17 protein-coding genes are annotated in these 22,591 nt (G+C 58.4%); 10 read left to right on the forward strand and 7 right to left on the reverse strand.

Going from position 1 to position 22,591, the window contains the following annotated elements; translation table 11 throughout:
* Window positions 1-16: 16 nt before the first annotated feature.
* Window positions 17-2,317, reverse strand: coding sequence for a DDE-type integrase/transposase/recombinase (locus tag K3759_RS13895; RefSeq protein WP_259982665.1), 2,301 nt, complete (start codon window positions 2,315-2,317; stop codon window positions 17-19).
* Between the two features lie 104 nt (window positions 2,318-2,421).
* Entirely contained in the window at window positions 2,422-3,126 is a 705-nt protein-coding gene (locus K3759_RS13900) for a hypothetical protein (RefSeq protein WP_259982666.1), read from the reverse strand.
* On the opposite strand from K3759_RS13900, the gene K3759_RS13905 reads away from it, so the two are divergent.
* From K3759_RS13905 to K3759_RS13945, 9 genes are all read left to right on the forward strand, one after another.
* Window positions 3,125-3,406 (forward strand): hypothetical protein, encoded by a 282-nt coding sequence (locus K3759_RS13905; protein ID WP_259982667.1) that lies wholly within the window; start codon window positions 3,125-3,127, stop codon window positions 3,404-3,406. The two genes, K3759_RS13900 and K3759_RS13905, sit on opposite strands and share 2 nt — an antisense overlap.
* Window positions 3,407-3,687: 281 nt before the next feature.
* Window positions 3,688-3,963: a hypothetical protein gene (locus K3759_RS13910; RefSeq protein ID WP_259982668.1), complete on the forward strand. Its 276-nt coding sequence runs from the start codon at window positions 3,688-3,690 to the stop codon at window positions 3,961-3,963.
* A gap of 20 nt (window positions 3,964-3,983) precedes the next feature.
* The gene (locus K3759_RS13915) at window positions 3,984-5,705 is read left to right on the forward strand and encodes an N-6 DNA methylase (RefSeq protein ID WP_259982670.1); all 1,722 of its coding nucleotides are present in this window, start codon (window positions 3,984-3,986) and stop codon (window positions 5,703-5,705) included.
* A 112-nt stretch (window positions 5,706-5,817) separates the two neighbouring features.
* Window positions 5,818-7,836 (forward strand): class I SAM-dependent DNA methyltransferase, encoded by a 2,019-nt coding sequence (locus tag K3759_RS13920; RefSeq protein WP_259982672.1) that lies wholly within the window; start codon window positions 5,818-5,820, stop codon window positions 7,834-7,836.
* The gene (locus K3759_RS13925) at window positions 7,833-8,999 is read left to right on the forward strand and encodes a restriction endonuclease subunit S (protein WP_259982674.1); all 1,167 of its coding nucleotides are present in this window, start codon (window positions 7,833-7,835) and stop codon (window positions 8,997-8,999) included. The genes K3759_RS13920 and K3759_RS13925 overlap by 4 nt, the downstream gene beginning before the upstream one ends.
* Window positions 8,996-9,403 (forward strand): hypothetical protein, encoded by a 408-nt coding sequence (locus K3759_RS13930; protein WP_259982676.1) that lies wholly within the window; start codon window positions 8,996-8,998, stop codon window positions 9,401-9,403. Before K3759_RS13925 ends, K3759_RS13930 begins: the two co-directional genes overlap by 4 nt.
* Window positions 9,404-9,414: 11 nt before the next feature.
* The gene (locus K3759_RS13935; protein ID WP_259982678.1) at window positions 9,415-12,414 is read left to right on the forward strand and encodes a type I restriction endonuclease subunit R; all 3,000 of its coding nucleotides are present in this window, start codon (window positions 9,415-9,417) and stop codon (window positions 12,412-12,414) included.
* Window positions 12,415-12,616: 202 nt separating this feature from the next.
* Complete coding sequence (locus K3759_RS13940; RefSeq protein ID WP_259982679.1) at window positions 12,617-13,252, forward strand: hypothetical protein; 636 nt, start codon at window positions 12,617-12,619, stop codon at window positions 13,250-13,252.
* Window positions 13,239-14,342: a hypothetical protein gene (locus tag K3759_RS13945; protein WP_259982680.1), complete on the forward strand. Its 1,104-nt coding sequence runs from the start codon at window positions 13,239-13,241 to the stop codon at window positions 14,340-14,342. Before K3759_RS13940 ends, K3759_RS13945 begins: the two co-directional genes overlap by 14 nt.
* Before the next feature lie 10 nt (window positions 14,343-14,352).
* Here K3759_RS13945 and K3759_RS13950 read toward each other — a convergent pair whose 3' ends face one another.
* Both K3759_RS13950 and K3759_RS13955 read right to left on the reverse strand, forming a co-directional pair.
* Entirely contained in the window at window positions 14,353-15,465 is a 1,113-nt protein-coding gene (locus K3759_RS13950) for an AAA family ATPase (protein ID WP_259982682.1), read from the reverse strand.
* Window positions 15,466-15,800: 335 nt separating this feature from the next.
* Entirely contained in the window at window positions 15,801-18,080 is a 2,280-nt protein-coding gene (locus tag K3759_RS13955) for an adenosylcobalamin-dependent ribonucleoside-diphosphate reductase (RefSeq protein ID WP_259982683.1), read from the reverse strand.
* Window positions 18,081-18,214: 134 nt separating this feature from the next.
* On the opposite strand from K3759_RS13955, the gene K3759_RS13960 reads away from it, so the two are divergent.
* Complete coding sequence (locus K3759_RS13960; RefSeq protein ID WP_409202488.1) at window positions 18,215-18,667, forward strand: DUF1489 family protein; 453 nt, start codon at window positions 18,215-18,217, stop codon at window positions 18,665-18,667.
* Window positions 18,668-18,670: 3 nt separating this feature from the next.
* Here K3759_RS13960 and K3759_RS13965 read toward each other — a convergent pair whose 3' ends face one another.
* From K3759_RS13965 to K3759_RS13975, 3 genes are all read right to left on the reverse strand, one after another.
* Window positions 18,671-20,488: a long-chain fatty acid--CoA ligase gene (locus K3759_RS13965; protein ID WP_259982685.1), complete on the reverse strand. Its 1,818-nt coding sequence runs from the start codon at window positions 20,486-20,488 to the stop codon at window positions 18,671-18,673.
* 10 nt (window positions 20,489-20,498) lie between these two features.
* Window positions 20,499-21,293, reverse strand: a complete 795-nt coding sequence (locus K3759_RS13970; RefSeq protein WP_259982686.1) for an ABC transporter ATP-binding protein — start codon at window positions 21,291-21,293, stop codon at window positions 20,499-20,501.
* A 71-nt stretch (window positions 21,294-21,364) separates the two neighbouring features.
* Window positions 21,365-22,573 (reverse strand): ABC transporter substrate-binding protein, encoded by a 1,209-nt coding sequence (locus tag K3759_RS13975; protein WP_259982688.1) that lies wholly within the window; start codon window positions 22,571-22,573, stop codon window positions 21,365-21,367.
* Window positions 22,574-22,591 lie beyond the last annotated feature (18 nt).

The raw sequence follows: 22,591 nt of genomic DNA on the forward strand, positions 1-22,591 counted from the left end.
GGCCTTTCCAGTCATATCAGTTGAACTCCCACACATCGTCATCGCCATCATTGTCAATCTTCAAGACAGGCTTTTCCGCAGCAGGGGCGGTCTTCTCGGATTTGGGTTTGTCATTGCTTTTTGACTTTGACGCAGCGCCATCCTGGACGGGCTCCGCGGTGGTGGCCTCCGGTTCCTGCGAAGATTTCGGTTCCTGCGCACCTTCGGGCGCCATCGGTTCGATGGACTGGCCACGACCCCGGACCGGCCGGGACAGCTGCGCACGATCAGCGACCACTGTAAAGTTCGCTACGGCTTCCTGTTCTACCGCCTTAAGGCGCTTCTCAGACCAGGCGTGGTCCATGATCCTGTAGGCCGCGCCGCGGGTGGCATTGATGGCTTCGATGTCGTCCAGTGCGCGACGGATCACCCCTTCTTCCCATTCCTTGCGCTTGCCGTCTTTGGCGCGCAGCGCCCGGCGAGCGGCAGCCCAAGTCGAGGCATCAACGTCATGGAAGATCAAGGAGACGGCTGCAACCTCTTGCCAGACGCCATCCATTTTCACCTCGATGCTGCCGATATTCTCGTCAAGCCAGCGCACGTCAACCTGTTGGTTGGCGTTCTTCAGAAACCAACGAGCGACTTCCTCGGAGTGGTACCGGACGTTCATCACGCGGATGCCATCTTGCTGAGTCACGCGCTTCAACGGCAGCCCAAGAGCCAAGCGCTTGCGGCGCATAGTCGGTGCCGATTTCAGCGGGAAGTTCCCGTCTTCATGATCGGCCTGCCACTGTTCCAAGGGAGTCCGTCCATTCAGCCCGAGGTGCGGCGTGTTGTGGTAGATGTCGACAACGTAGCGGATCAGGATCTCCGCGATGTCGTCAGCCGAGAGGCAGGCCCGCTCTTCCGACGGATGCCCGGACCGCTCCAGCACATTGCCGAAGGTACGACCGTAGAGGCGCGGCAACAATGTCGTGGAGAGCGTTCGGAACACCCGCTCGATATGGGCTCGCATGCTTGGCGTGCCGGCAATAGTTTGCAGCTTGGTGATTCCGAGATCGGCACAGGTGGTCGAGAACGCGGCGGCTTTGAAGGCTGGGCCATTGTCGACCGCCAAGATCTCCGGGACGTTCGCGCCCGGCCAAGGCGCGATGGCGCCAACTGCATCGGCAAAGGCCTCCTTGTCGCTCACCACCATGTTCAGACATTTCTTCGCGCTCGAGGTCTTCGGATTCGCGGTCAGGGTCATGCCGACGATCACGCGAGTTCGAACGTCGATTGCCACCACCAGCCACCAACGCATGGTGTTATCTGTCAGCCCGATTTCCGTCAGCTCCTCTTCACTGAACATGTCAAGAAGCCCGCTTTCAGCCAAGATCGACAGGAGGTCGATGCACCATTCATCCATCTCCACGCGCTCGAAGGGGCGAAGGGTCTCAAGGCCGGTTTTGACCGCCCGCATCTTCTTCATGGCTTCCTTCTGCCCAAAGCGTGCGACAGTGACGTGGAACTTATCGAGGCGCTTGATGAACAAGCGGATCGCCTCGCGGCCGGGGACACGAAGCGGCGCCAGATCATCTTGGGCGCGACGGTCGTTCTCCTTCTCGAAGCCGCGCTTTACGTCGATGACGGTCATCGCGATCGTCTTGCGCTGGAGATTCATGTAATTCTCGTTCACCAGACGCGCCAGAAGGGCGCGCTCGTCGACGGTGAATGCGCTGAACCGGTTGCCCTGCTTCACGCTCTTGTCGACCAGAGCTTTCTTGCCCCCGCGTTTGTAGAGGGCGACCCAGGTCCGCAGCGCCCGGGGAGAGACATGATCGGGAATGACAACGCCATGGCGCGCTTTGGGCTTGCGGCCTTCGCCGGCGCGATAAGCCGTCAGAGCTTCAGCGTAGCCGGGCTCCGGCATTTCCTCGACGAGGTAGTCTTCAGCCTCGAGGACGATGCGTTGCATGTTCACTTTGATCGCCTCGTCGGTGCCCTTGATCTCGCCATTACCCTTCAGCAGCAGGAACGCCTGGACGATGGCATGGCGCATTTCGAGCCGCTTGCGCATCGCCGGCGGAATCCCGGCCAAGATAATATCCTCGAAGTCGTTCACGACCGGACGCAGATGCTCGGGCATCAGGCCGTAAGGAATGACTTCGATCTTGCCGAGGCCGTTTAGGCGCTTCAGCGTCTCCAGCTCGTAAGATTGAACAATAAGCGGATTGTCGATTTGGGAGAATGCTGCCTGGTCGCCGCTCAGATAGATGAACCGATACCGGATGCCGGTGATCCGGTATTCATGGTGCATGTCCAGAGAAAAGATGGGGAAGTTCGAAGCGTTTGCCATGGGAATGTCCTTATGGTGTCGCGCAGCCTGTGGCCGGGCGTGGAGGGATCGGTCCCGCGCGCAGAGTGTGCGCGGGTCTTGATGACGTTTGGTGGTCAGAGGGATCAGGCCGAGCGGTAGATCGTCGGCCGCAGGCTGTAGCTGCGCTTGATCGTGGTCGTCGGGCGGATGAGACCGCGCTCGACCTGCACCGCGAAACCGCGGCGCAGCAGTCGGATCAAGGCCGAGTAACCACGCGCCTTCATGCCGGTGTCGATGGTGAGATCACGCAGCGAGCGACAGGCCCCATCAGGCAGCGCTTCGATGGCGCGCGTGGCTGCAGCATCGGCCTCCGGGTCAGCCTCACGCACGGAAGCGAACATCTGGGCATTGCGCAAATCGGTCTGGTCGATATCCGCATCTGTCAGGAGTTGGACATCGTCCGCGTATTCATATTTACGGACCCACCAGCTGACCTCGGCCATATCCTCGAGGAAGACCCCGGAGTGAAGGCGGATCTCGGGCTTGATGGTGTAGGCAATCCGGTAGCCATCGAGCAAGGTCGCCACGACGTCAAAGACGTGCTGCTGCAGATCGTCTTCATCTTCGCCGAAAAAGAAACGCTGCTGCTCGGCCAGTTCGGCCACCTCTTCATCTGCGTTCAGCAGCATCAGGTGACAGAGTTCGAGCCAGCTTTCAGCTTGGGTGCGAGTGCCCTCGCCTTCACCAAGGACGGTATGGGCGGTGCAATGACCCTTGGACGCGGCGGGCACATTGCGCTCGGCCAAGGATGAGTTTGGCAGCAAAATGCCACCTGAGATATCAAACATGGGGAAACCCCTCTACGCGATCGTCCGGATCGGCATCCAGACAGGAAACGGCGAGATCAGCCGGAGACCGGCGGGATCAGGCGCGTATAGCGTCGAGGAGTGGGGTGAGGATATGAAGCATTGGTACCTTCTCGGTAATCATCAGTGGGACAGGCCTAAAGAGCCGATCACAGCAGCCGGGTCAGGCTATCTGTATGAGTACGTAAAAGGTGTGGATTGCTTCAAACTTCATGAGAAACAACTTTTGGTATCGCACCGCATTTCTCAAGGGTGGCAATGAATGACACGTTGTGTTGAAAGGCTCACGGGTCGGTGCGCTCGTTGGAAGCCACAATAAGAATAATTATTAATAATATTCTTAAATCAATCAGTTAACTAGCGGCTCGGCAACCTTTGCCAGTAGTGACGCTGTGGTAAAAGAAGCACGAATCCCGTTGTCTGGCAGGGGATCGATATGGAAGAAATTAGTTCCATATCAAAAAAGTAGGCGCTGACTATTATTTTTGTATTGACTTATGATAGCAGCGTGAGCATTTTGACCACATCAACACGGAGCACCCTATGAACGTATCCAACCATTTCGACTGCAGGATGAACCAACGCGGCATCAGGAAAGGTCTAACCGATCTCGCCCTTGACCTCGGCGAGGTGGAAGGTGACCGTTACGTTCTCACTACAAAGATCATCGACCAAGAACTCGAGCAGATGCGCCGTAAGAAAAGACTCCTAGACGACGCCCGCAAGAAGGGTGGCGTGGTGGTCGTGACCGATGATGATGTGCTGATAACCACCTACCACACCAAAAGCTTTAACTATAAGCTGGCAAAAAATAAGTAACCCCTGCCTACAAGGTTCAAATGAAAACGCAAGAAATCCTCACCCAGCTCCGCTTCGCGCGCAACCTCCCGGAAGGTCTTTTCGTCTTTCTTGAGATCACGGCGAATCTAGTGGAAGCCAAGCGCCCTCTGGAAGAGCTCAACAGTGCGAGCGCAGTACGCAGCGAAGTCGCCCAGATCCTCGAAGGCGTCGGGCGCGCTCTGCTCGGCACACCGCGGCAAGAAAGATACCGCACGCTTTCGGAACTGATGGACGCCGCCGCTGATCACCACGGGGATGGCTGGGTTCGCCCCGAGGCCAGCAAAAAGATAGTCGAAATGATCGGTGATGCGGCCTCAGTTCGCTTCTCCTACCCATGGTCCATGCGGCCCTGCCTTGATTACACCATGGCATCAGATTTGAGTAACCGCCCGCCAGAGATCAATTTCGTAACGCCCAACGCAGAGCAAGCGCGGATCCTAGGGAATATTCTGTCGATCCTCGATCTCGGCGGGGCCGTGACGATCGAAACTGGCTGGGGCTGGGATCGGCGTGAAGTGAGCAGTGCTGCTGTCGAAGTCATGTTCCCTCCCTTCGGCATGACTGTGAAAGATGATGACACCATTCCTGAACGCACCCTAGCGACCCTTGGCCTCGAACGAGGAAAGATCGGCCGGATGCTGTCTGAAACGCTGGCGATTGCAGACGCAACCGCGATGACACTCGGCCGCGTGATCCTCTTGACGACTACCGGCGCCATGTTCCGTATGGTCGGCAGCGAAACCGTGGCGCGCGACAACCTTATGCGCAGTGATCGGCTTCAAGCTATCATGGGGATGCCTTCGGGCATGATGTTCACGGCGACGGCAATTCCGACGCTGCTCGTCACCCTGTCAACGACTGTCGCCAAGCGCGATACTGTGCGTTTTGTCGATCTTGGGCATGACCTCGTGTCGTCAAAGGGGCGCCGAGGCAGGTTCGAGATTCTACCTGAGGCCGCGTGGCTCGACCTAGCCTCCGGGGCCAAAGTGGAGGACCGCGCGCTGGCGCGTGATGTTTCCATCGAGGAAATTCGCGAGAACAACCTCGTCCTCACTCCAAACCGTTACCTGAGTACCGGGGCGCGGGAACGCATCGATACTTTGTTGGAGAAACACGATGTTGCTCCGCTCGAGGATCTCGTCGAGTTCATCCGCCCGCTCAGTATTTCCAACGATGAGGATGGCGAACTTACGCTCTTGGAGGCCATGCCGGCGGATATTGGGCCAGACGGGTTCATCGGGAAGCCGAAACGCGCAGTTCGGGTGAGCCCTGCCAAATACAACAAGGCCCGCAATCAGCGCCTGATCCCTGGTGATGTTCTCATCGCAGTGAAGGGCACTATTGGTTCGGTCGCACTCGTGCCCGAGGGTATTCCTGCGGAAAACGCCGAGACGATCTGGACTGCGGGGCAGTCGATGATGATCTTACGCGCGGCCCGGCGCGGCGGGATCGCGGCACTGGCACTCTACGAGTACCTCTCTGACCCGACAGTGCAGGAGCACATACAGTCACTTGCCGGCGGTGCCGTAATACAGTCGATCGGCATGAAAGACCTCAAGGCTCTGCCGATCCCCCTGCCCGACCCCGACACCTTGACGGAGCTACGCCGCGGCTTCCAGCGCCGCCAGGATATCCTCGCCCAGATCGAAGACCTGCAAAAGCAACTGGAGGATGATCGAGATGCTTGCTGGCCACATCGAGAGCTGAGGCCAACCGAGTGAATAAAAGTGCGGGCATCCACAGGAATTCCGAAGCCCACCTATATCAATCCGCGATTCAGCCGACTACCTTTGCGGGAAATCGAGAATTGCCCATCCGAATTGGAGACCGGCCTTGAGCCCGGAAACGATCAACAACAACGCTTCTTTTATCTGGTCCATCGCAGAATTGCTGCGCGGCGACTTCAAGCAATCCGACTATTCTAAGATTGTCCTGCCGTTCACGATCCTCCGCCGTCTCGACTGCATTCTCGAAGCCACCAAATCCGATGTGGTCGAGCTTGCGGCCGGCCTCGACGCTGACACAGATGACGAAGTGCGCGCCATGGTCCTTGGCAACGCAGCCAATGCAGGTGGGCAGGTCTACAATGCCAGCCCCTTCACCTTTGCTACGCTTCGGCAGCAGGATACAGGTCAGCTGCGCAAGAACCTGATCGACTACCTGATGGGGTTCAGCCCGAACGTCCGTGACATTTTCATCGAGAAGTTTGAGTTCACCGAAGTCCTCAAGAAGCTCGACGAAGCGGAATCGCTCTGGATGGTCTTTGATCGTTTTTGCCAGATTGATTTCCACCCTGATGCCATTACCAACCTCGAAATGGGCTATCTTTTCGAAGAGCTGATCCGTCGCTTCTCGGAAATCTCGAATGAAACCGCGGGTGAGCATTTCACCCCGCGCGAGGTGGTCCGCCTTCTGGTCGATCTCCTGCTCGCCAATGACGAAGAGGCTCTGTCCGGGAAGGGCATCATCCGCCGCGTCTACGATCCGGCCTGCGGCACCGGTGGCATGCTGTCGGTGGCGGAAGAATCCATGAAGGCGATGAACCCCGCGCTCAATGTCGACCTGTTTGGCCAGGAACTGAACGGAGAATCCTTCGCGATCTGCAAGTCTGACATGCTCGTGAAAGGTCACGACGCCTCGCGCATCGCTTTTGGCAACACTCTGACGCAAGACGCTCACCGCGGCGAGACCTTCCACTACATGCTTTCCAATCCGCCATACGGCGTGGACTGGAAAAAATACGCAGCTCCAATCAAAGAAGAGGCCGAGGATCTCGGCTACGACGGGCGTTTCGGTGCGGGCCTCCCGCGAATTTCCGATGGGCAGCTCCTGTTCGTCCAACATATGATTTCCAAAATGCGCGACGACGAAAAGGGATCGCGCATGGGGATCGTCATGAATGGCTCGCCTCTCTTTACCGGCGGTGCAGGCTCAGGCGAGAGCGAGATCCGCCGCTGGCTGATGGAGAACGACCTGGTTGAGGCAATCATCGCCCTGCCGACTGACATTTTCTACAATACCGGTATCCAGACCTACATCTGGCTGCTGTCGAACCGCAAACCCGAGGCACGTCGTGGCAAGGTGCAGCTAATCGACGCCTCGGGAGAGCGTTTCTGGCAGTCTATGCGCAAATCGCTCGGCTCCAAGCGCCGTGCAATCAGTGATGATGCGCGGGCGGAAACGGTGCGCATCTATGGCGAATTCTTGAACGGCGAAGCGGGCTTTGGCGATGTGTCGAAGACCTTTGAAACCACCGATTTCGGCTACCGTGAGATCCGGGTGGAGCGCCCGTTGCGTTTGCGCTTTGAACTGACGGAAGAAAAGCTGCAGCTCATTTCCGAACATCGGCGCTTTGCTGAGTTGAAAGAGGCTGGCCCCATGCTTCTTGACGGGCTGAAACGCGCTCTGGCAGGACACGTTTGGATGGATCGGGCTGAATTCCTTCCGGTTATCAACAAAGCGCTCAGGCCTTTTGGCAAGAGCATCTCGGCCCCATTGAAGAAAGGGATCATCGATATTCTCGGTGATACCCATGAAGATGCTGAGATTTGTTTCGATAAGAATGGCAATCCTGAGCCTGATCCGAAGCTGCGTGATCACGAGCTGGTGCCTCTTCTGGAGGATTGGCAGGTCTATTTCGCCCGCGAGGTTGAGCCTTTTGTGCCGGACGCCTGGGTTGATACCTCGCGTCGAGATGCGTCCGATGGTGAAGTCGGTCGTGTGGGCTACGAGATCAACTTCAACCGGTATTTCTACCAATACGCCCCGCCGCGGCCGTTGACGGAAATCGACGGCGAGTTGAAGGCGCTGGAGGCTGAGATCGCCGGGCTGCTGAAAGAGGTGGTGGCATGATGCGGCTGAAGCATCATCTGCGGATGACTTATGGTGATGCGTTGAGCGTCGAAGCAAGGAAAGCCGGCGAAGTGCCTGTATATGGTTCGAATGGTATTGTCGGAAATCATTCGCGGGCAAATACGCTCAGCCCTGCAATCATCGTAGGGAGAAAAGGTTCGCATGGAAAAGTCGTCTGGGCCAATAGCCCAGGGTTTTGCATAGACACCGCATATTACGTGGACCAGAGGACATGCGCTGGCGATTTACGGTTTTCGTACTTTCTCCTGATTTCACTCGAATTGGATCGAAATACGAGAGACACCGGTGTGCCGGGTCTGGAACGGAACGAAGCTCACAACAGAGCAGTGCGTGTTCCCGACCTCCCCACCCAGAAACGGATCGCCGTCTTCCTTGACCGCGAAACTGCGCGGATTGATGAGCTGATCGCGAAGAAGGAGCGGTTGGTGGAGGTGCTGAGGGAGAATCTTCTTTCAGGGCTGGAACGCCTTGTGACTCCGGAAGAGCCCGTCCACGAAGAATTGATCCCGTTTCGCTGGGTTTGCCGCATCACTGAAGGACAAGTGGACCCGACCCATTCGGATTGGGCTGAAAAGCCATTAATCGCTCCAAACCATATCGAATCCAGAACGGGACGCATGCTTGGCATGGAGAGTGCTGCAGAGCAAGGCGCAATCAGTGGGAAGTACGCGTTCCCGGCAGGCACGGTGCTCTACAGCAAGATCCGCCCCAACCTAGCGAAGGCCTGCGTTTCTCCGGTAGAGGGTATGTGCAGTGCCGATATGTATCCGGTTCTTCCGGATCGCCGCCTTCGACCACAGTTCCTCCTAATGCAGCTTCTTTCGGCCAAGTTTACCGACTGGGCCACGCTGGAATCTATGCGTGTCGCAATGCCGAAAATTAATCGTGAAACTCTCGGCTCTTATCGCCTATGGGCGCCCGCTTTGGCTGTGCAAGATGAAGCTGCAACAAAGTTCTTCGCTGAGCAAAAGCGGAACGAGACCCTGACAGAGAAGGTCCGAATTTCAATCGAACGCCTCCGCGAATACCGCGCCGCCCTAATCACCGCCGCCGTGACCGGTCAGATCGACGTGGGCACCTACAGTATTAAGGGCACTACTTCCTCCACGCTCGACCGGATCGAAGAGGAGATGCAGGCATGAGTGAGACCACAGCCATTCAGAAATCAGAGCGCATGACGGCCCTTATTCTGAAAGCTGTTCTCGAAGATGGCATCCGTTACGGGACGATGCTGACCATTGAGAAACTGGACTTCGAACAGAGTGACGAGGATAAATCTATCTTCGAGGGGTGCTGTCATTGTTTGCTGGATGAAGGCACTATCCGCTGTACAAACATTGAGCAGGTGCGCCGTGGCAGTCCCTTAGCAAACCCGGTCATCACAGCGCATGGTTTCGCATTGCTTGGTCAAGCATTCTTGTCTGACTCAGATGAACGCCTTGGCGATGCTGTTCGGGATGTCGCTGACGGCTCGGCAAGCTACTCCGGCCTCGACAACTTCGTCGGTGGAGTGCTTGGCGGTTTTACAAAATCCATTAGTTCCTAAGGTTATTCAACATGCCCACTGCAGCCATTTCCCGCGAAAAACTCCACACCGAAGAAGCCGTCGAGCTCCACCTCGTCGACCAGCTAATCACACGCCAGGGCTGGCGGGAACGCCCCTATACGGCCTACGATCGCAAGCTGGCGCTCGATCCCGAAATGGTAGAGGACTTCGTCCGCAGCACCCAGCCTGACGGCTGGAAGAAGCTTTGCGATCAGTACCCCGGCAAAGAGCGCGACACGCTGATGCGACAGGTGGAGCGGGCGCTGAAGGACGTCGGTACGCTGGAGGTTCTGCGCAATGGCATCAAGATCGTACCGGGCATCAAGATCGCGTTGTGCTTCTTTCGTCCAGCCTCCGCCCTAAATGCCTCGAACATGCGGGACTACGAGGGCAACATTCTGACCGCCATGCGGCAGGTCCGCTACTCGTTGAAGAACGAGAATGCCATCGATGTAGTGCTCTTTGTAAATGGTATTCCGGTGGCCACGCTGGAGCTAAAGAACACCCTTACAGGGTCGACTTACCAGACGGCCGAAAAGCAATACCGCAAGGACCGCGCCCCGAACGGTGAGCCTCTCCTAACCTTCAAACGCGGCGCCTTGGTGCATTTTGCTTTGGACCAGGACAACGTGTCGATGACAACGCAGCTCAACAACGGCCGGACCCGGTTCCTGCCGTTCAACCGTGGCCGCGAGGGTGGTGCCGGCAACCCGGATGTGGATGACGAGTTTCGCATCGCCTACCTCTATCGGGACATCGACTGGCGTAAAGCGGTCTTCTCGCGCGAGATCCTGCTGGGGATCCTGCACAAATTCGTTCTAGTTGATGAGGTCGAGCAGGACGACGGATCGCTCAAGCGCACGACCATCTGGCCTCGCTTCCAGCAGCTCGATGCCGTACAGAAGCTCATCGGCGACGCCCGCACCCATGGTGCTGGTCGCAACTACCTGTTCCAGCACTCTGCGGGATCCGGCAAATCGAACACCATTGCCTGGGCCGCGCATCACCTAGCCACCCTGCATGACGAGCGGGATCAGGCGATCTTCGATACGATCATCGTGGTGACTGACCGCGTTGTTCTCGACCGGCAGCTGCAGCAAACCATCAAATCTTTCTCACAGACGCAGGGCTACGTGGTACCGATCGATGGCACCTCGCGCCAGCTGAAGCGCGCGCTGGAGCAAGGTGCGAAAATCATCATCTCGACGATCCACAAGTTCTCGACCGATCAGCTGTCAGTCCTGAAGAACGAGGCCGGAAAGAGGTTCGCCATCATCATCGATGAAGCACACAGTTCGCAGTCGGGCAAACACGCAGACAGTATGGCGCGCGTTCTGGCGGATGGAGAGCTCACCGAAGAAGAGAAGGAGCTGGACGAGACCGAACAGGCCTTGCTTGAGCTGCAGCGCTTACGTGGCCCCCAGGCCAACCTGTCCTATCTTGCCTTTACGGCGACACCCAAGAACGTGACCCTTGAACGCTTTGGCGTGCCTACAGCGGACGGACCGCTGCCCTTCCACCTTTACTCGATGCGTCAAGCCGTCGAGGAAGGTTTCATCATCGATGTGCTGCGCAACTACCAGACCTATAAGTCCTATGCGAAGCTGGAAAAGGCGATCGAAGACGATCCGAAGCTGCTGGAGCGCAAATCCGCCCGCAAGGTGGCGCGCTTCATCGAATTTCATGAGACCGCCATGGCTCAGAAGGCCGAGGTGATCGTCGAGCACTTCCGGCGTCACGCTCTGCCGGAGCTGAACGGCAATGCCAAGGCGATGGTGGTGACCTCAAGCCGCGAACATGCCGTGCGCACCCATTTCGCCATCGAAAAATACATCCGCGACGCCGGCTACACCGACGTGCGCACACTCGTCGCTTTTTCCGGGGAAATCGATGTAAATGGCGATACTTTCACGGAACCGGGGATCAACGGTTTCGGCGAGAAGGAGCTGCCCCGGCGGTTCGACACTGGCACCTACAATATCCTCGTCGTTGCCGAGAAATACCAGACCGGCTTTGACCAGCCGAAGCTTGTCGCAATGTATATCGACCGTCGTCTGAGCGGATTGCAGGCCGTGCAGACCTTGGCGCGTCTAAACCGTATCTACCCGAGCAAGGAGCGCACTTACATCTTGGACTTCCGCAATACGGTCGAAGAGATTCAGGAAGCTTTCAAGCCTTATTACAACGTCACCATGCTGGAGGACGTTTCTGACCCGAACCAGATCTACAATCTGGAAACCCGGCTGAAAGCGTTTGGCATTCTGGATGAAGCAGAAATTAACCGTTTCGTCGATCGATTCCTGAAAGCCACAAAACGCACCGATGAGCGTCCGATCCTCGAAGGGATCGTTCGCCAGGCTGTGACACGCTTCAATGAGACCTTAAACGAGAATGACCAAGAAGAGTTCCGGCAGGTTCTGTCGTCTTTCTTGCGGTTCTACTCGTTTATCGCTCAGGTGGTCAACCTGGGCGACAGGGATCTTGAAAAGCTGCACATCTACGGCACATGGCTGAAGCGCATCCTGCCCACCCGACAGGCGCCGCAAGGCGAAGACGTGACTGATGATATGCTCGATCTCGAAGCCTACGTCATCAAGGAAGAGGGCGAAGTAACCGACGCCCGCCTCGGCAAGGACGACAGCAGGGCCTTGAGCCCGATCGACCGGTTCGGGGCCAACCCTTACACCGAAGAAGAACAAAAAACCCTTAGCGAGATCATTTCTTCATTCAACTCACGGCATGGCACGGAGTTTTCAGAAGAGGATTACGTCCGGTTCGAGGCGGTGAACGCCGACATTCTGGAGGATGACACCTGGGTGGAGATGCTAGCCCGTAATGACCCCCGTGATGTCCGGCCGCGTTTCGATGCAGAGTTCATGCGCCGGGCGATCCAGGCGTTCCAGCGTGACAACGCGATGCGGAACGCTTTCATGCAGGATCAAGAAGCGCGGAACATGCTCATGGGGCTGATGTTCCAGCGGGCGGTTCGTGGGGCTGGTAGAGCGGCATGATGCGAAGCGAACAACTTCAAGTGACCACGATAGACTTACAATCCACGACATCGTTCGCAGACTCGTACAGCAATGAGGCGAACCCTGAAGGAGTGTGGCACCCTGCCGGATCTTCGGTCCGAGGTGCTTGAGAATGCCACGCAATCGTCAGAAGCATAGGTAATTAGGGTTTGCATAATCTCGAATATTGGAAAGAATATTTATGGCATGGCATGAATACAGCGTGGTCGGCCACAGTCGCGCAAAGATCGGTATGTACATCTCGTTCGTTTCGGGCGCCATTGCCGGTGGAGTGGCGACCGCAGTGGGATTGGTGCTGACAAGCCTGCAAAGATCCGGTTTCAGCATCCCCGAAATCGTGCTTTGGCCGATAACTGGTGGCGTAATTTTCGGACTGCTTTTCGTCATCTTTGATAAATTCATTTGGAAGTCTGCGCGTCTCAAGTCCATCGTCGGCGTCCCGGATATCTCCGGGGATTGGAGCGTCAGGGCGCTATCCTTCAATCCATCGACTGGCGACAAGACACCATGGACCGGAAAACTGGTGATCACACAATGCTACGAGAAGATCACAGTCCACCTTTCGGCATCGGAGAGTCAGTCAAAAAGCGTTTCGGCCGCAATCGTTGATGAGGGATCTGCGGGGTATCGCCTGATTTACAGTTACAAGAACCAGCCCCGCCCTGGCGATACGGATATGCAATCGCACTTAGGTCATTGCGACATTTTGTTTGAACGGACCCTTGGGGCGGCCGAGGGTCAATATTTCACAGGCCTTGGCCGCTACCGGCACGGCACCATGACGATCACACGGAAGGCGACAGATGTACGGAATTGATGATAGAATTGCCCGACTGAAATCGCGACGCCAAGACAATTGGAACGACAGCCTTCGGACACAAAGCTACCAGGAGTCTTTCGAGAAGCGTACAAACCAAAGGGCGACAAAGTATGCGTTGGGTGCGCTGCAAGAGGTGGACGCAAGATCCACAGATATTTCCTATGAGGAGTTTCAGAAGGTTAAAGAGGCGCTCGAGAAACGCATGCCTCAGAGGGGCTTCAACCCTGAGTTTCGAATGCAAGGATCCGTTCCGTTGAATATTCATATCCGTGGCGTAAGCGACGTTGATATACTTGAAATCAACGGAGCCCTAATCACCTACTCACCTACGGGCGCTAAGGCCAACACGTACATTCCGTCTGGCTCCGTATCCACTGCAGCTGATGAGGTCCTCAAGATGAGGACTATCACGGAAGACGAACTTACCAAGCAATACTACGGCGCAAAGGTCGATAAAGGAAATGCCAAGTCGATCCAGCTTTCGGAGGGAGGGTTTCGCCGGAAGGTCGATGTCGTCCCATCACATTGGTTCGACAGCGTGGATTACCAAGAACACGGGTTCGAAATCCACCGCGGGATCACTGTTGTTGACAAGAATACGCGCGAGAGCTTCAGAAACTTCCCTTTCCTTTTTGGCCACAAAATCAATTCTAAGGGAAAAGAGACGAACGACGGATCCAAGATGGCAACCCGGCTCCTCAAAAATATCAAAAGCGACAGTGAATATGACAACGCACTGAGCAGCTATGACATTGCCAGCCTGATGTTCCACTGCCCGTCTTCTACGATCGTGAGCAGATCTGGAAGAGACTTGGCCGTTCTTTCCGGTACTGAAACCTGGTTAAGTGAGTTGGCGAACAATATGCAGAGCGCCATGATGCTCGATGCTCCAGACCGGACCAGGAAGATCATCGATTCAGTTGAAAAGTGGCATGGTCTCGTCACCTTGTCTAAGGACACTACCGCGCTTGCCCGCGAGGTCTCGAATGAAACCCTTGGTAGCTTCTATCTAATAGACCGAGATATGCCGACAATTCGCAGACACCTGGCGGAAACTGCAGTTCCCACGAGTCAGAGCTATTGGTGACGCTGTTCCCTTAATGCAGCCGCGGCCGACCCTCTAGCGCCTCCGCCCGCTCCAGCATCCGCACCACGTCCCGGAAGCTCATCCGGCGTCCCGTCACCTGGGGTGCCCTCCCCAAGGCCTCCCAGACCGCCTCGAGCGCCTCCTGAGAAAGTCCCATCTCCGTCCCGCGCCGTACGGCAAAGTCGTGCAGCTGCTGCGAGGTGATTTCCTGAATCTCCACGATCTGGCAGCGCGACAGGAATGGCTCCGGCACAGTGTCGAGATTGTTCGAGGTAAAGATCCAAGAGATGTGGCTCATGTCGAACGCCACCCGAAAGTAGGGGCAGGTCCAAGTCCGGGCCGTGGCCGGCTCCATGAGCCCGAGCATGGCCTCACTCAGGGAAAACGAACGCCCTTGCGTGGAGGTCGCGACACCGGCCTTGCAGATCTCATCCACGACGAAGATCGGGTTGGCGATCCGGTGATCAAGCAGCAGATTTACGGGCCGCCCGGGTTGCGCGCTGCCCCAACCACGCTCAACACCTGCCACATCGAACCCGGCACTGCCTACCCCGGCGTCGCTCTGCGCCATTGGCAGCCCAAGTCGGGTAGCCATGACACGCGCCCAGGTGCTCTTGCCGATACCTGGAGGGCCGTTGATTAGCAGCGGTTCGACCTTGATCGCCGTGCCTCGGCGCGCGACTCGGCGCAGGTCATGCCAAGCGCACTCCGTTGCTCTACCCATCCAAGGCATTTCCTCATGCAACGCTGCAGCAACCTCATCGGCCCAATGCTCGGACGGCGCAGTCAAGGCCTTCATGGACGCCTCCTTCGGAGAAAGCCGCTGGAGATCCTCCTTCGAGAGATGGGCCGTACCTTCCGCGCGGCTCCGCTTTGAAATTAGACAACGCACGCGATTAGCGATCACAGCCTCGTCTTTGTAGGTGAGGCCGCCGTCGGGCAGTTCTGCCTTGAAGAGGTCTAGGTCGCCATCGTCGAAATCGGCTGAGTGTTCGTCGTCGCCGATGAGCTCTTTCGCAAGGTTGCGTTTTCGAAGGTCTCGAAGAAATTCGCGCAGCCGTTTTTTGATGGCCCGTTCGTCGGTGTTGAGAACTTGCACTTGGATAATCTTGATTTTGGACATGGGGGTCTTCCGTGGTCGGTCTGAAGCGGATCAGGGCCGGGCAAAACGCTCTAGCGCTAAGCCGGGGCCAAGAGAGGGACGGATCAGGTGCCCCGTATGAGGCCGATGGGAAGGTGATGTGTCATACCAACAAGAAGACAATGCGCGGCAAAAAGGTCAAGTCCGCCCATCGGCAAAGAAGAACGCCGCCCCTGTCGGAACGGCGTTTTTCGCCTTTTAGATAAATCAAAGACTTACGACGAGGTGGCAAAGCATGACCTGTCAAGTGGCGGCCGAAATGCCTAGAATGGCAAATTTACCCCGGGCATTTCACCTATAACACCAAAAGGCCCCAATCACCCACACTTACTATGCCCACAACTCCCACAAGTCATGCACCCCTCAACCATCCGCATATCGAACTGACCGCACGACGGGCATGACTTCCCACGCGGGGCATCCAGCCCAACGACCTTCGCCTGCGGGTCGGTCTTCAACCCCATGCCTTCGCCCGCGATGAACCCGGTGGCGATCATGTGCTGCTCGATCACGCCGCCAATGGCCGCAAGGATGGAGGGGATGTATTTGCCCTGCATCCAAGCCCCACCGCGCGGGTCGAATACGGCTTTCAATTCCTCAACCACGAAGGACACATCGCCGCCTCGGCGGAACACTGCAGAGACCATCCGCGTCAGCGCCACGGTCCAAGCGAAATGTTCCATGTTCTTAGAGTTGATGAAGACCTCAAACGGACGACGGTGGCCGTTCAGCACGATGTCGTTGATCGTGATGTAAAGCGCGTGCTCGCTGTCGGGCCATTTGACCTTGTAGGTGTTGCCTTCCAACTCTGCCGGACGGTCCAGCGGGTCGGACATATAGACGATCTCGCCGCCTTCGCTGACCTGATCGGGGCTGTCGCTGGGCGCTTTGTCGGTCTTCTCGGACGATACGCTGAGGACCGAGCCGGTCACGTCGTTCGGGCGGTAGGTGGTGCAGCCTTTGCAGCCCATATCCCACGCCTGCATGTAGACATCCTTGAAATCATCAAAGGAGATATCCTCGGGGCAGTTGATGGTCTTTGAGATCGAACTGTCGATCCATTTCTGCGCGGCGGCCTGCATCTTGACGTGGTCGGCGGGTGGCAGGGTCTGCGCGTTGACGAAGTAATCGGGCAGCGGCGTGTCGCCCTTCAACTCGCGCCACATTTGCACGGCGTAATCGACAACTTCTTCCTCGGTCCGGCTGCCGTCTTTTTGCAGCACTTTGCGGGTGTAGGCATAGGCAAAGACCGGCTCGATCCCCGAAGAGACGTTCCCGGCATAGAGGCTGATCGTGCCGGTGGGCGCGATGGAGGTCAGCAGCGCGTTGCGGATGCCATGCTCACGGATCGCGTCACGCACGTCGTCGTCCATCTGCATCATGGTACCGGAGGCGAGGAACTGCTCGGCATCGAACAGCGGGAAGGACCCCTTCTCTTTCGCCAGTTCGACGGAGGCCAAATAGGAAGCACGCGCGATGGCCTTGAGCCAGGCCTCGGTCTGTGCCGCCGCCTCATCAGAGCCATAGCGCAGGCCGACCATCAGGAGCGCATCGGCAAGGCCGGTAACACCCAGCCCGATGCGGCGCTTGTTCTGCGCCTCGGCGGCCTGTTCGGGCAGCGGGAAGTTCGACACATCGACCACATTATCCATCATGCGGACGGCGGTGGCGACCAGTTCGCTCATCGCGTCTTGGTCAAGGTGGGCGGCTTCCTCGAAAGGCTGTGCGACCAACCGGGCGAGATTGATCGAACCGAGCAGACAGGCACCGTAAGGCGGCAGCGGCTGCTCGCCGCAGGGGTTGGTGGCGGCGATGGTCTCGCAGTAGTTCAGGTTGTTCGCAGCGTTGATGCGGTCGATGAAAATCACACCCGGCTCGGCGTAGGAATAGGTCGCCTGCATGATGCTGTTCCACAGATCACGGGCCTGGACGGTCTTATAGACCTTGCCGCCGAAGACCAGATCCCACGAGCCGTCTGCCTTCACCGCTTCCATGAAGGGGTCGGTGACCAGCACGGACATATTGAACATGCGCAGCCGCGCCGGGTCGGACTTGGCGGTGATGAAGTCTTCGACATCCGGGTGGTCGCAACGCATCGTCGCCATCATCGCACCACGGCGCGAGCCTGCGGACATGATCGTGCGGCACATGGCGTCCCAAACGTCCATGAAGGACAGCGGGCCAGAGGCATCCGCCGAGACGCCCAGTACATCCGCGCCACGCGGACGAATGGTGGAGAAGTCATAGCCGATCCCCCCGCCCTGCTGCATGGTCAGCGCGGCCTCTTTCAGCATGTCAAAGATGCCGGACATGCTGTCGGGCACGGTGCCCATGACGAAGCAGTTGAACAGCGTCACACGGCGCGCAGTGCCGGCCCCGGCGGTGATGCGGCCGGCGGGGAGGTATTTGAAATCCTCCAGCGCGGTGAAGAACTTGTCTTCCCAAACATCGGCATCCGATTCGACCTGCGCGAGGTCACGCGCGATCCGGCGCCATGTGTCCTCCACCGTGACGTCTTTCGCGGTGCCATCAGCCCCTTTAAAACGGTATTTCATATCCCAGATTTGTTCGGCGATCGGGGCGGTAAAGCGGGACATTGTGAAACTCCTGAGGTCAGTGGCAGAGGGTCTTTCTAGCTAGGGTATGCCGTGAGGAAAATAGAAAAATCGCTCCTCATCATACAAGAATTTGCATGTGATTGAAATCCAACTACCTTATATGGCGTAGACGAATGGAATCGCTGGGGGGCGATGTGACCGGCAAAATTAACCTGATAAAGCTTTCGGTCGGCACCGAAGGCGTCGAGAGCCTCGCTAAATGGCAGGCGCGCAAGGACGTGCGGACCAAAGACGGTCTGCCGCGCCATGTGACCCGCATGTGGCCCAAGCGTGAGGCCGAGATTCTGAACGGCGGATCAATCTACTGGGTCATCAAGGGCGTGATTCAGGCCCGCCAGCGCATCATTCGGCTAGAGGAGATCACCCGCGCCGACGGCATTCGCCGCTGCGCCATCGTGCTCGACCCCGACATCATTCGCACCCAAGGCAGCCAGCGCCGCGCGTTCCAAGGCTGGCGCTACCTTGCGCCAGAAGACGCCCCGCCCGACCTTCCAGAAGGCCGCGAGAATGAAGCTGATCTGCCGGTGGAACTGAACCGGGCGCTGGCCGAAATCGGCGTGCTCTGAGGCTCAGGCGTAGAGCGCTTCAATCTCCCCGGCATAGACCTCATAGACCTTGGAGCGCCGCACCTTCATCGTCGCGGTGACCTCGCCGTCGTCATGGTCCAATTCCTTGCGCATCAGCCAGATCTTCTTGACCTGTTCCACCCGCGCCAGATCGCGGTTGTGCTTGGCCACTTCGGCCTCGATCAACTCCTGCACCTTCGGATGCTCGGCCAGCGAACGGAAGGTGGTATAGGCGATCCCCTGCCCCTCGGCCCAAAGCCGCACGGTGTCCATGTCGATCTGCACAAGCGCTGTCACATAGGGCCGCTTGTCGGCCACCGCGATGACCTCTTTGATGAAGGGGCTGGCCTTGATGACGTTCTCGATATGCGCGGGCGCGAGGTTCTTGCCCGCGGCGTTGATCATGATGTCCTTCTTGCGGTCGATCAGGGTGATCGAGCCGTCCGCCTCCTGCCGCCCGACATCGCCGGTGTGCAGCCAACCGTCCTGAATGGTCTCGGCGGTGGCCTTGGGGTTCTTGTAATAGCCCTTAAAGATCGTGCCGCCCGTAAACAGCACCTCGCCATCCTCGGCAATCTTGGTGCGCACGCCGCTGACCGGAAAGCCAATGCGCCCGTCACATTGTCCCCAAGAACGCTGAATCGTGCCCACGCCCGAGGTTTCGGACATGCCCCATGCTTCACGGATGTTCACGCCGATACCCCGCATGAACCCCAACAGTTCCGCACTGATCGGCGCGGCGGCTGAGATCGCGAATGTCGTGCGCCCAAGCCCTAGATAGCTGCGGATATGGCGGTAAACCAGCGTATCCCAGAAAGCATGGGCCAGCCGGTCCCCCGCGTTCCACTTGTTGCGCCGGATCATCCCGCGCCGCTGCGCGCCCTTCAGCGCCAGAAGCGTCATCGGTCCCTTGAGCCGCCCCGCAGTCTGCGCCTGCACCAGCACCCCGGCCTGCATTTTCTCCCAGATCCGCGGCACACCGAAGAAGACCTGCGGCGCCACCTCCCGCAGGTCGAGGGTGATGGTCCTGAGGCTCTCTCCGAAGTTCATCACAAATTGCTGCGCCAGCCCGTTGATCACCGTCACCGCCTGTTCGGCGATGTGACACAACGGCAGGTAGCTCAGCACATCCGTTCCCGGTGGATAGTCCCCAAAAACATCCCGCGCCACACCAACACCGGCGTGGATATTGCCATAAGAAATCTCCGCCGCCTTGGGCAGGCCGGTGGAGCCCGAGGTGAAGACCATCATAGCGGTGTCGTCGGGCTTGATCCCCGCCTGCCGCGCGCGCAGGTCATCGGCGAACGCCGAAAGCCGTGCCCGGCCCCGCTCCAGCAACTCGTCGAAGCTGATCAGCCCCAGCAGAGCCTCGCCTCGCGTGCCCTTTGGGTTGAAGATAACCAATTGCCTCAGCTGCGGCACCCTACCGCCCAATTCCTTGATCTTGTCGAGCTGCTCTTGATCCTCGATGAACAGCACCGTGCTGTCCGAAGCGTTGATCAGATGATCCAGCTCCGCCGCGGGGCTGGTGGGATACATGCCCACGACCACGCCCCCTGCCGCGTTAATGCCGAACTGCGCCTGAACCCATTCGCTGCGGTTCTCGCTGAGGATGCCGACATGATCGCCCACGTTCAGCCCCAGATCGACCAGCCCCGCTGCCGTCGCCTGCATAATCTCTTGCAAGCCCGCCCAGGTGATCTCGTTCCAGATGCCGAATTCCTTTTGCCGCATCGCCACCCCTTCGGGGCGGTTCTTGGCGTGATTGTGCACCATGCGCACCAGCGGCGCGAAATCGCCCTTGAACTCGTCGAATGCCATCACGGCCTCCCTAGCTGAGCCAGCGTTTGCGGCGCTTGTAATGTTTCACGTCGCGGAAGGACTGCCGCGCGCCGCCCTCCTCGCCCATGCCGAGGTAGAAGGACTGGATGTCTTTGTCGCCGCGCAGCTTGGCAACGTCGCCCTCCATGACGATCTGGCCGCTTTCCATGATATAGCCGTAATCCGCGACCGAGAAGGCAACCCCGGCGTTCTGCTCCACCAGCAGGATCGCGGTGCCGTCCTCCTGGTTCAGCCGCCTGATCGTGTCGAAGATCTCGGCCACCACCTTCGGCGCCAGCCCCAGCGACGGCTCGTCCATGAGGATCAACTCAGGGCGCGCAATCATCGCCCGCCCAAAGGCCAGCATCTGCTGCTCCCCGCCCGAGAGATAGCCCGCGATCTGCTTGCGCCGCTCTTTCAACCGGGGGAAGAAGGCATAGACCTTATCATAGTCAGGCTTCGCCTTGCGCTGATCCAGTGCATAAGACGCGGCGATTAGGTTATCCTCAACCGTCATCTCGCTGAAAATGCGCCGCCCCTCGCGCACGTGAAACAGTCCCTGCTGCACCAAACGGTCAGGCTGGATCATCATAATCGACTGGCCCTTGAAGCTGATCCGCCCTTCACCCACCTCACCGTTCTCTAGCGCCAGCAGGTTGCTCGCCGCCTTCAACGTCGTGGTCTTGCCCGCGCCATTGGTGCCCAGAAGCGTGACGATCTTGCCGTCCGGCACCTCCAGCGACAGCCCGCGCAGCGCCTGCACCGTGTGGTGATAGGTCACTTCGATGTTCTCGATGATCAGCACGCGGGGCCCTCTCTCTTTTTGGCCGGAAATACTTCGGGGGTCCGGGGGCAGCGCCCCCGAACCTCTTTCGCTTACACGGTGAACCAGTCCGATTTCGGCGTGAACAGCCCGTCTTCCGGGTTGTAGCCATAGACCCGGCCGGTCCCGATGGCGTTGTTCTCCATGCTCACCGGCCCGCCGAAGAAGCCGCCCGTATCCCAATCGGAAATCCCCGCCAGCTTCTCGGCGATATTGTCAGGCGTCAGTTCCAGCCCGGCCTCGGCGGTGTCGCGGAAGGCTTTCATGGCGATTTCCAGCCCGCACATGGTCTGGATCGCCCATGTCGACATGTAGTTCTCCAGGGGCGTACCCGCGAACATCTGCTTGCTGAGTTCAGCGTACTGCTGGTAGCGCGGCGCCTCTTCGCGGTCGTAGAAATAGCGGTAGGGCATGACGCCCTCGTACCCGGCAAGGAACGGCCCCGCCTCAGCGGTGATCCGGTCGGCGATCAGCTTCTCCATGCCCCAGAAGGTGCCCTTGAACTTGACCGGCAGGCCAAACTGGCGTGCACCGCCGATGAGCTGTGGCCAGACGCCGGTGACATAGCCTTGCAGGATGCAGTGATCCGCACCGGACTGCGCCAGCTTGGTGACATGGGTCGGGATGTCCGCGCCCTCGGCCTTGGTGCTTTCCTCCAGCACGACCTCGAGGCCCAGTGCCTCGGCGGTCTTGCGGCCGTGTTCGATCGGATCGCGCCCGAACTCGGTGTTGGAGAAGATGAAGGCCACCTTCTGCCCGCCCTCGTTCTTGATGTTCTGCAACAGGATGTCGAACTGGCTCTGGTAGGTCGGGCCAGAAAGATACTGGTAGGGATGCGTCTCGGGGTTGGCGAGTTCCGAGGCGAAGGAGGTCGAGCCCATGATGCGGGCGTTCTCGCCCTTCAGCTCGGGCGCGATCAGCTTCATCGCGCCGGTGCTGTCGGCGAAGTAACCGATCATGTTCTTGCCTTCCGAGGCCAGCGCGCGCTGGTAGTTGTTCAGCGCGTTCTGCGGCACGTAGCCTGAATCCTCGGTGACGAAGCGGATGGGCACGCCGGCCACGCCGCCCTCGTCGTTGAAAAGCTTGGTCGCCATGGCGAAGGCCGGGGCGACGAGCTGGCCCGCAGTGGCAAAAGGCCCCGTGAGCGGCAGCGAGGCACCAAGCACGTATTCCTTGGGCTGGGCGCGCAGGATCATCGGCGTGCCGATGACTGCCGTCGCGGCGGCCGTGGTGGCGAGGAAGGATCGGCGGTTCATGGTCATTGTCTTCTCCCTGATGTG

The organism is Sulfitobacter sp. W027, assembly GCF_025143985.1.
Classification (GTDB): domain Bacteria; phylum Pseudomonadota; class Alphaproteobacteria; order Rhodobacterales; family Rhodobacteraceae; genus Sulfitobacter.

What these genes read in the sequence shown, in the direction of transcription:
- K3759_RS13895 (WP_259982665.1), bottom strand. Translation starts at nt 2,317, where the DNA reads ATGGCAAACGCTTCGAACTTCCCCATCTTTTCTCTGGACATGCACCAT.
- K3759_RS13905 (WP_259982667.1), top strand. Translation starts at nt 3,125, where the DNA reads ATGGGGAAACCCCTCTACGCGATCGTCCGGATCGGCATCCAGACAGGA.
- K3759_RS13900 (WP_259982666.1), bottom strand. Translation starts at nt 3,126, where the DNA reads ATGTTTGATATCTCAGGTGGCATTTTGCTGCCAAACTCATCCTTGGCC.
- K3759_RS13910 (WP_259982668.1), top strand. Translation starts at nt 3,688, where the DNA reads ATGAACGTATCCAACCATTTCGACTGCAGGATGAACCAACGCGGCATC.
- K3759_RS13915 (WP_259982670.1), top strand. Translation starts at nt 3,984, where the DNA reads ATGAAAACGCAAGAAATCCTCACCCAGCTCCGCTTCGCGCGCAACCTC.
- K3759_RS13925 (WP_259982674.1), top strand. Translation starts at nt 7,833, where the DNA reads ATGATGCGGCTGAAGCATCATCTGCGGATGACTTATGGTGATGCGTTG.
- K3759_RS13930 (WP_259982676.1), top strand. Translation starts at nt 8,996, where the DNA reads ATGAGTGAGACCACAGCCATTCAGAAATCAGAGCGCATGACGGCCCTT.
- K3759_RS13935 (WP_259982678.1), top strand. Translation starts at nt 9,415, where the DNA reads ATGCCCACTGCAGCCATTTCCCGCGAAAAACTCCACACCGAAGAAGCC.
- K3759_RS13940 (WP_259982679.1), top strand. Translation starts at nt 12,617, where the DNA reads ATGGCATGGCATGAATACAGCGTGGTCGGCCACAGTCGCGCAAAGATC.
- K3759_RS13945 (WP_259982680.1), top strand. Translation starts at nt 13,239, where the DNA reads ATGTACGGAATTGATGATAGAATTGCCCGACTGAAATCGCGACGCCAA.
- K3759_RS13950 (WP_259982682.1), bottom strand. Translation starts at nt 15,465, where the DNA reads ATGTCCAAAATCAAGATTATCCAAGTGCAAGTTCTCAACACCGACGAA.
- K3759_RS13955 (WP_259982683.1), bottom strand. Translation starts at nt 18,080, where the DNA reads ATGTCCCGCTTTACCGCCCCGATCGCCGAACAAATCTGGGATATGAAA.
- K3759_RS13960 (WP_409202488.1), top strand. Translation starts at nt 18,215, where the DNA reads ATGGAATCGCTGGGGGGCGATGTGACCGGCAAAATTAACCTGATAAAG.
- K3759_RS13965 (WP_259982685.1), bottom strand. Translation starts at nt 20,488, where the DNA reads ATGGCATTCGACGAGTTCAAGGGCGATTTCGCGCCGCTGGTGCGCATG.
- K3759_RS13975 (WP_259982688.1), bottom strand. Translation starts at nt 22,573, where the DNA reads ATGACCATGAACCGCCGATCCTTCCTCGCCACCACGGCCGCCGCGACG.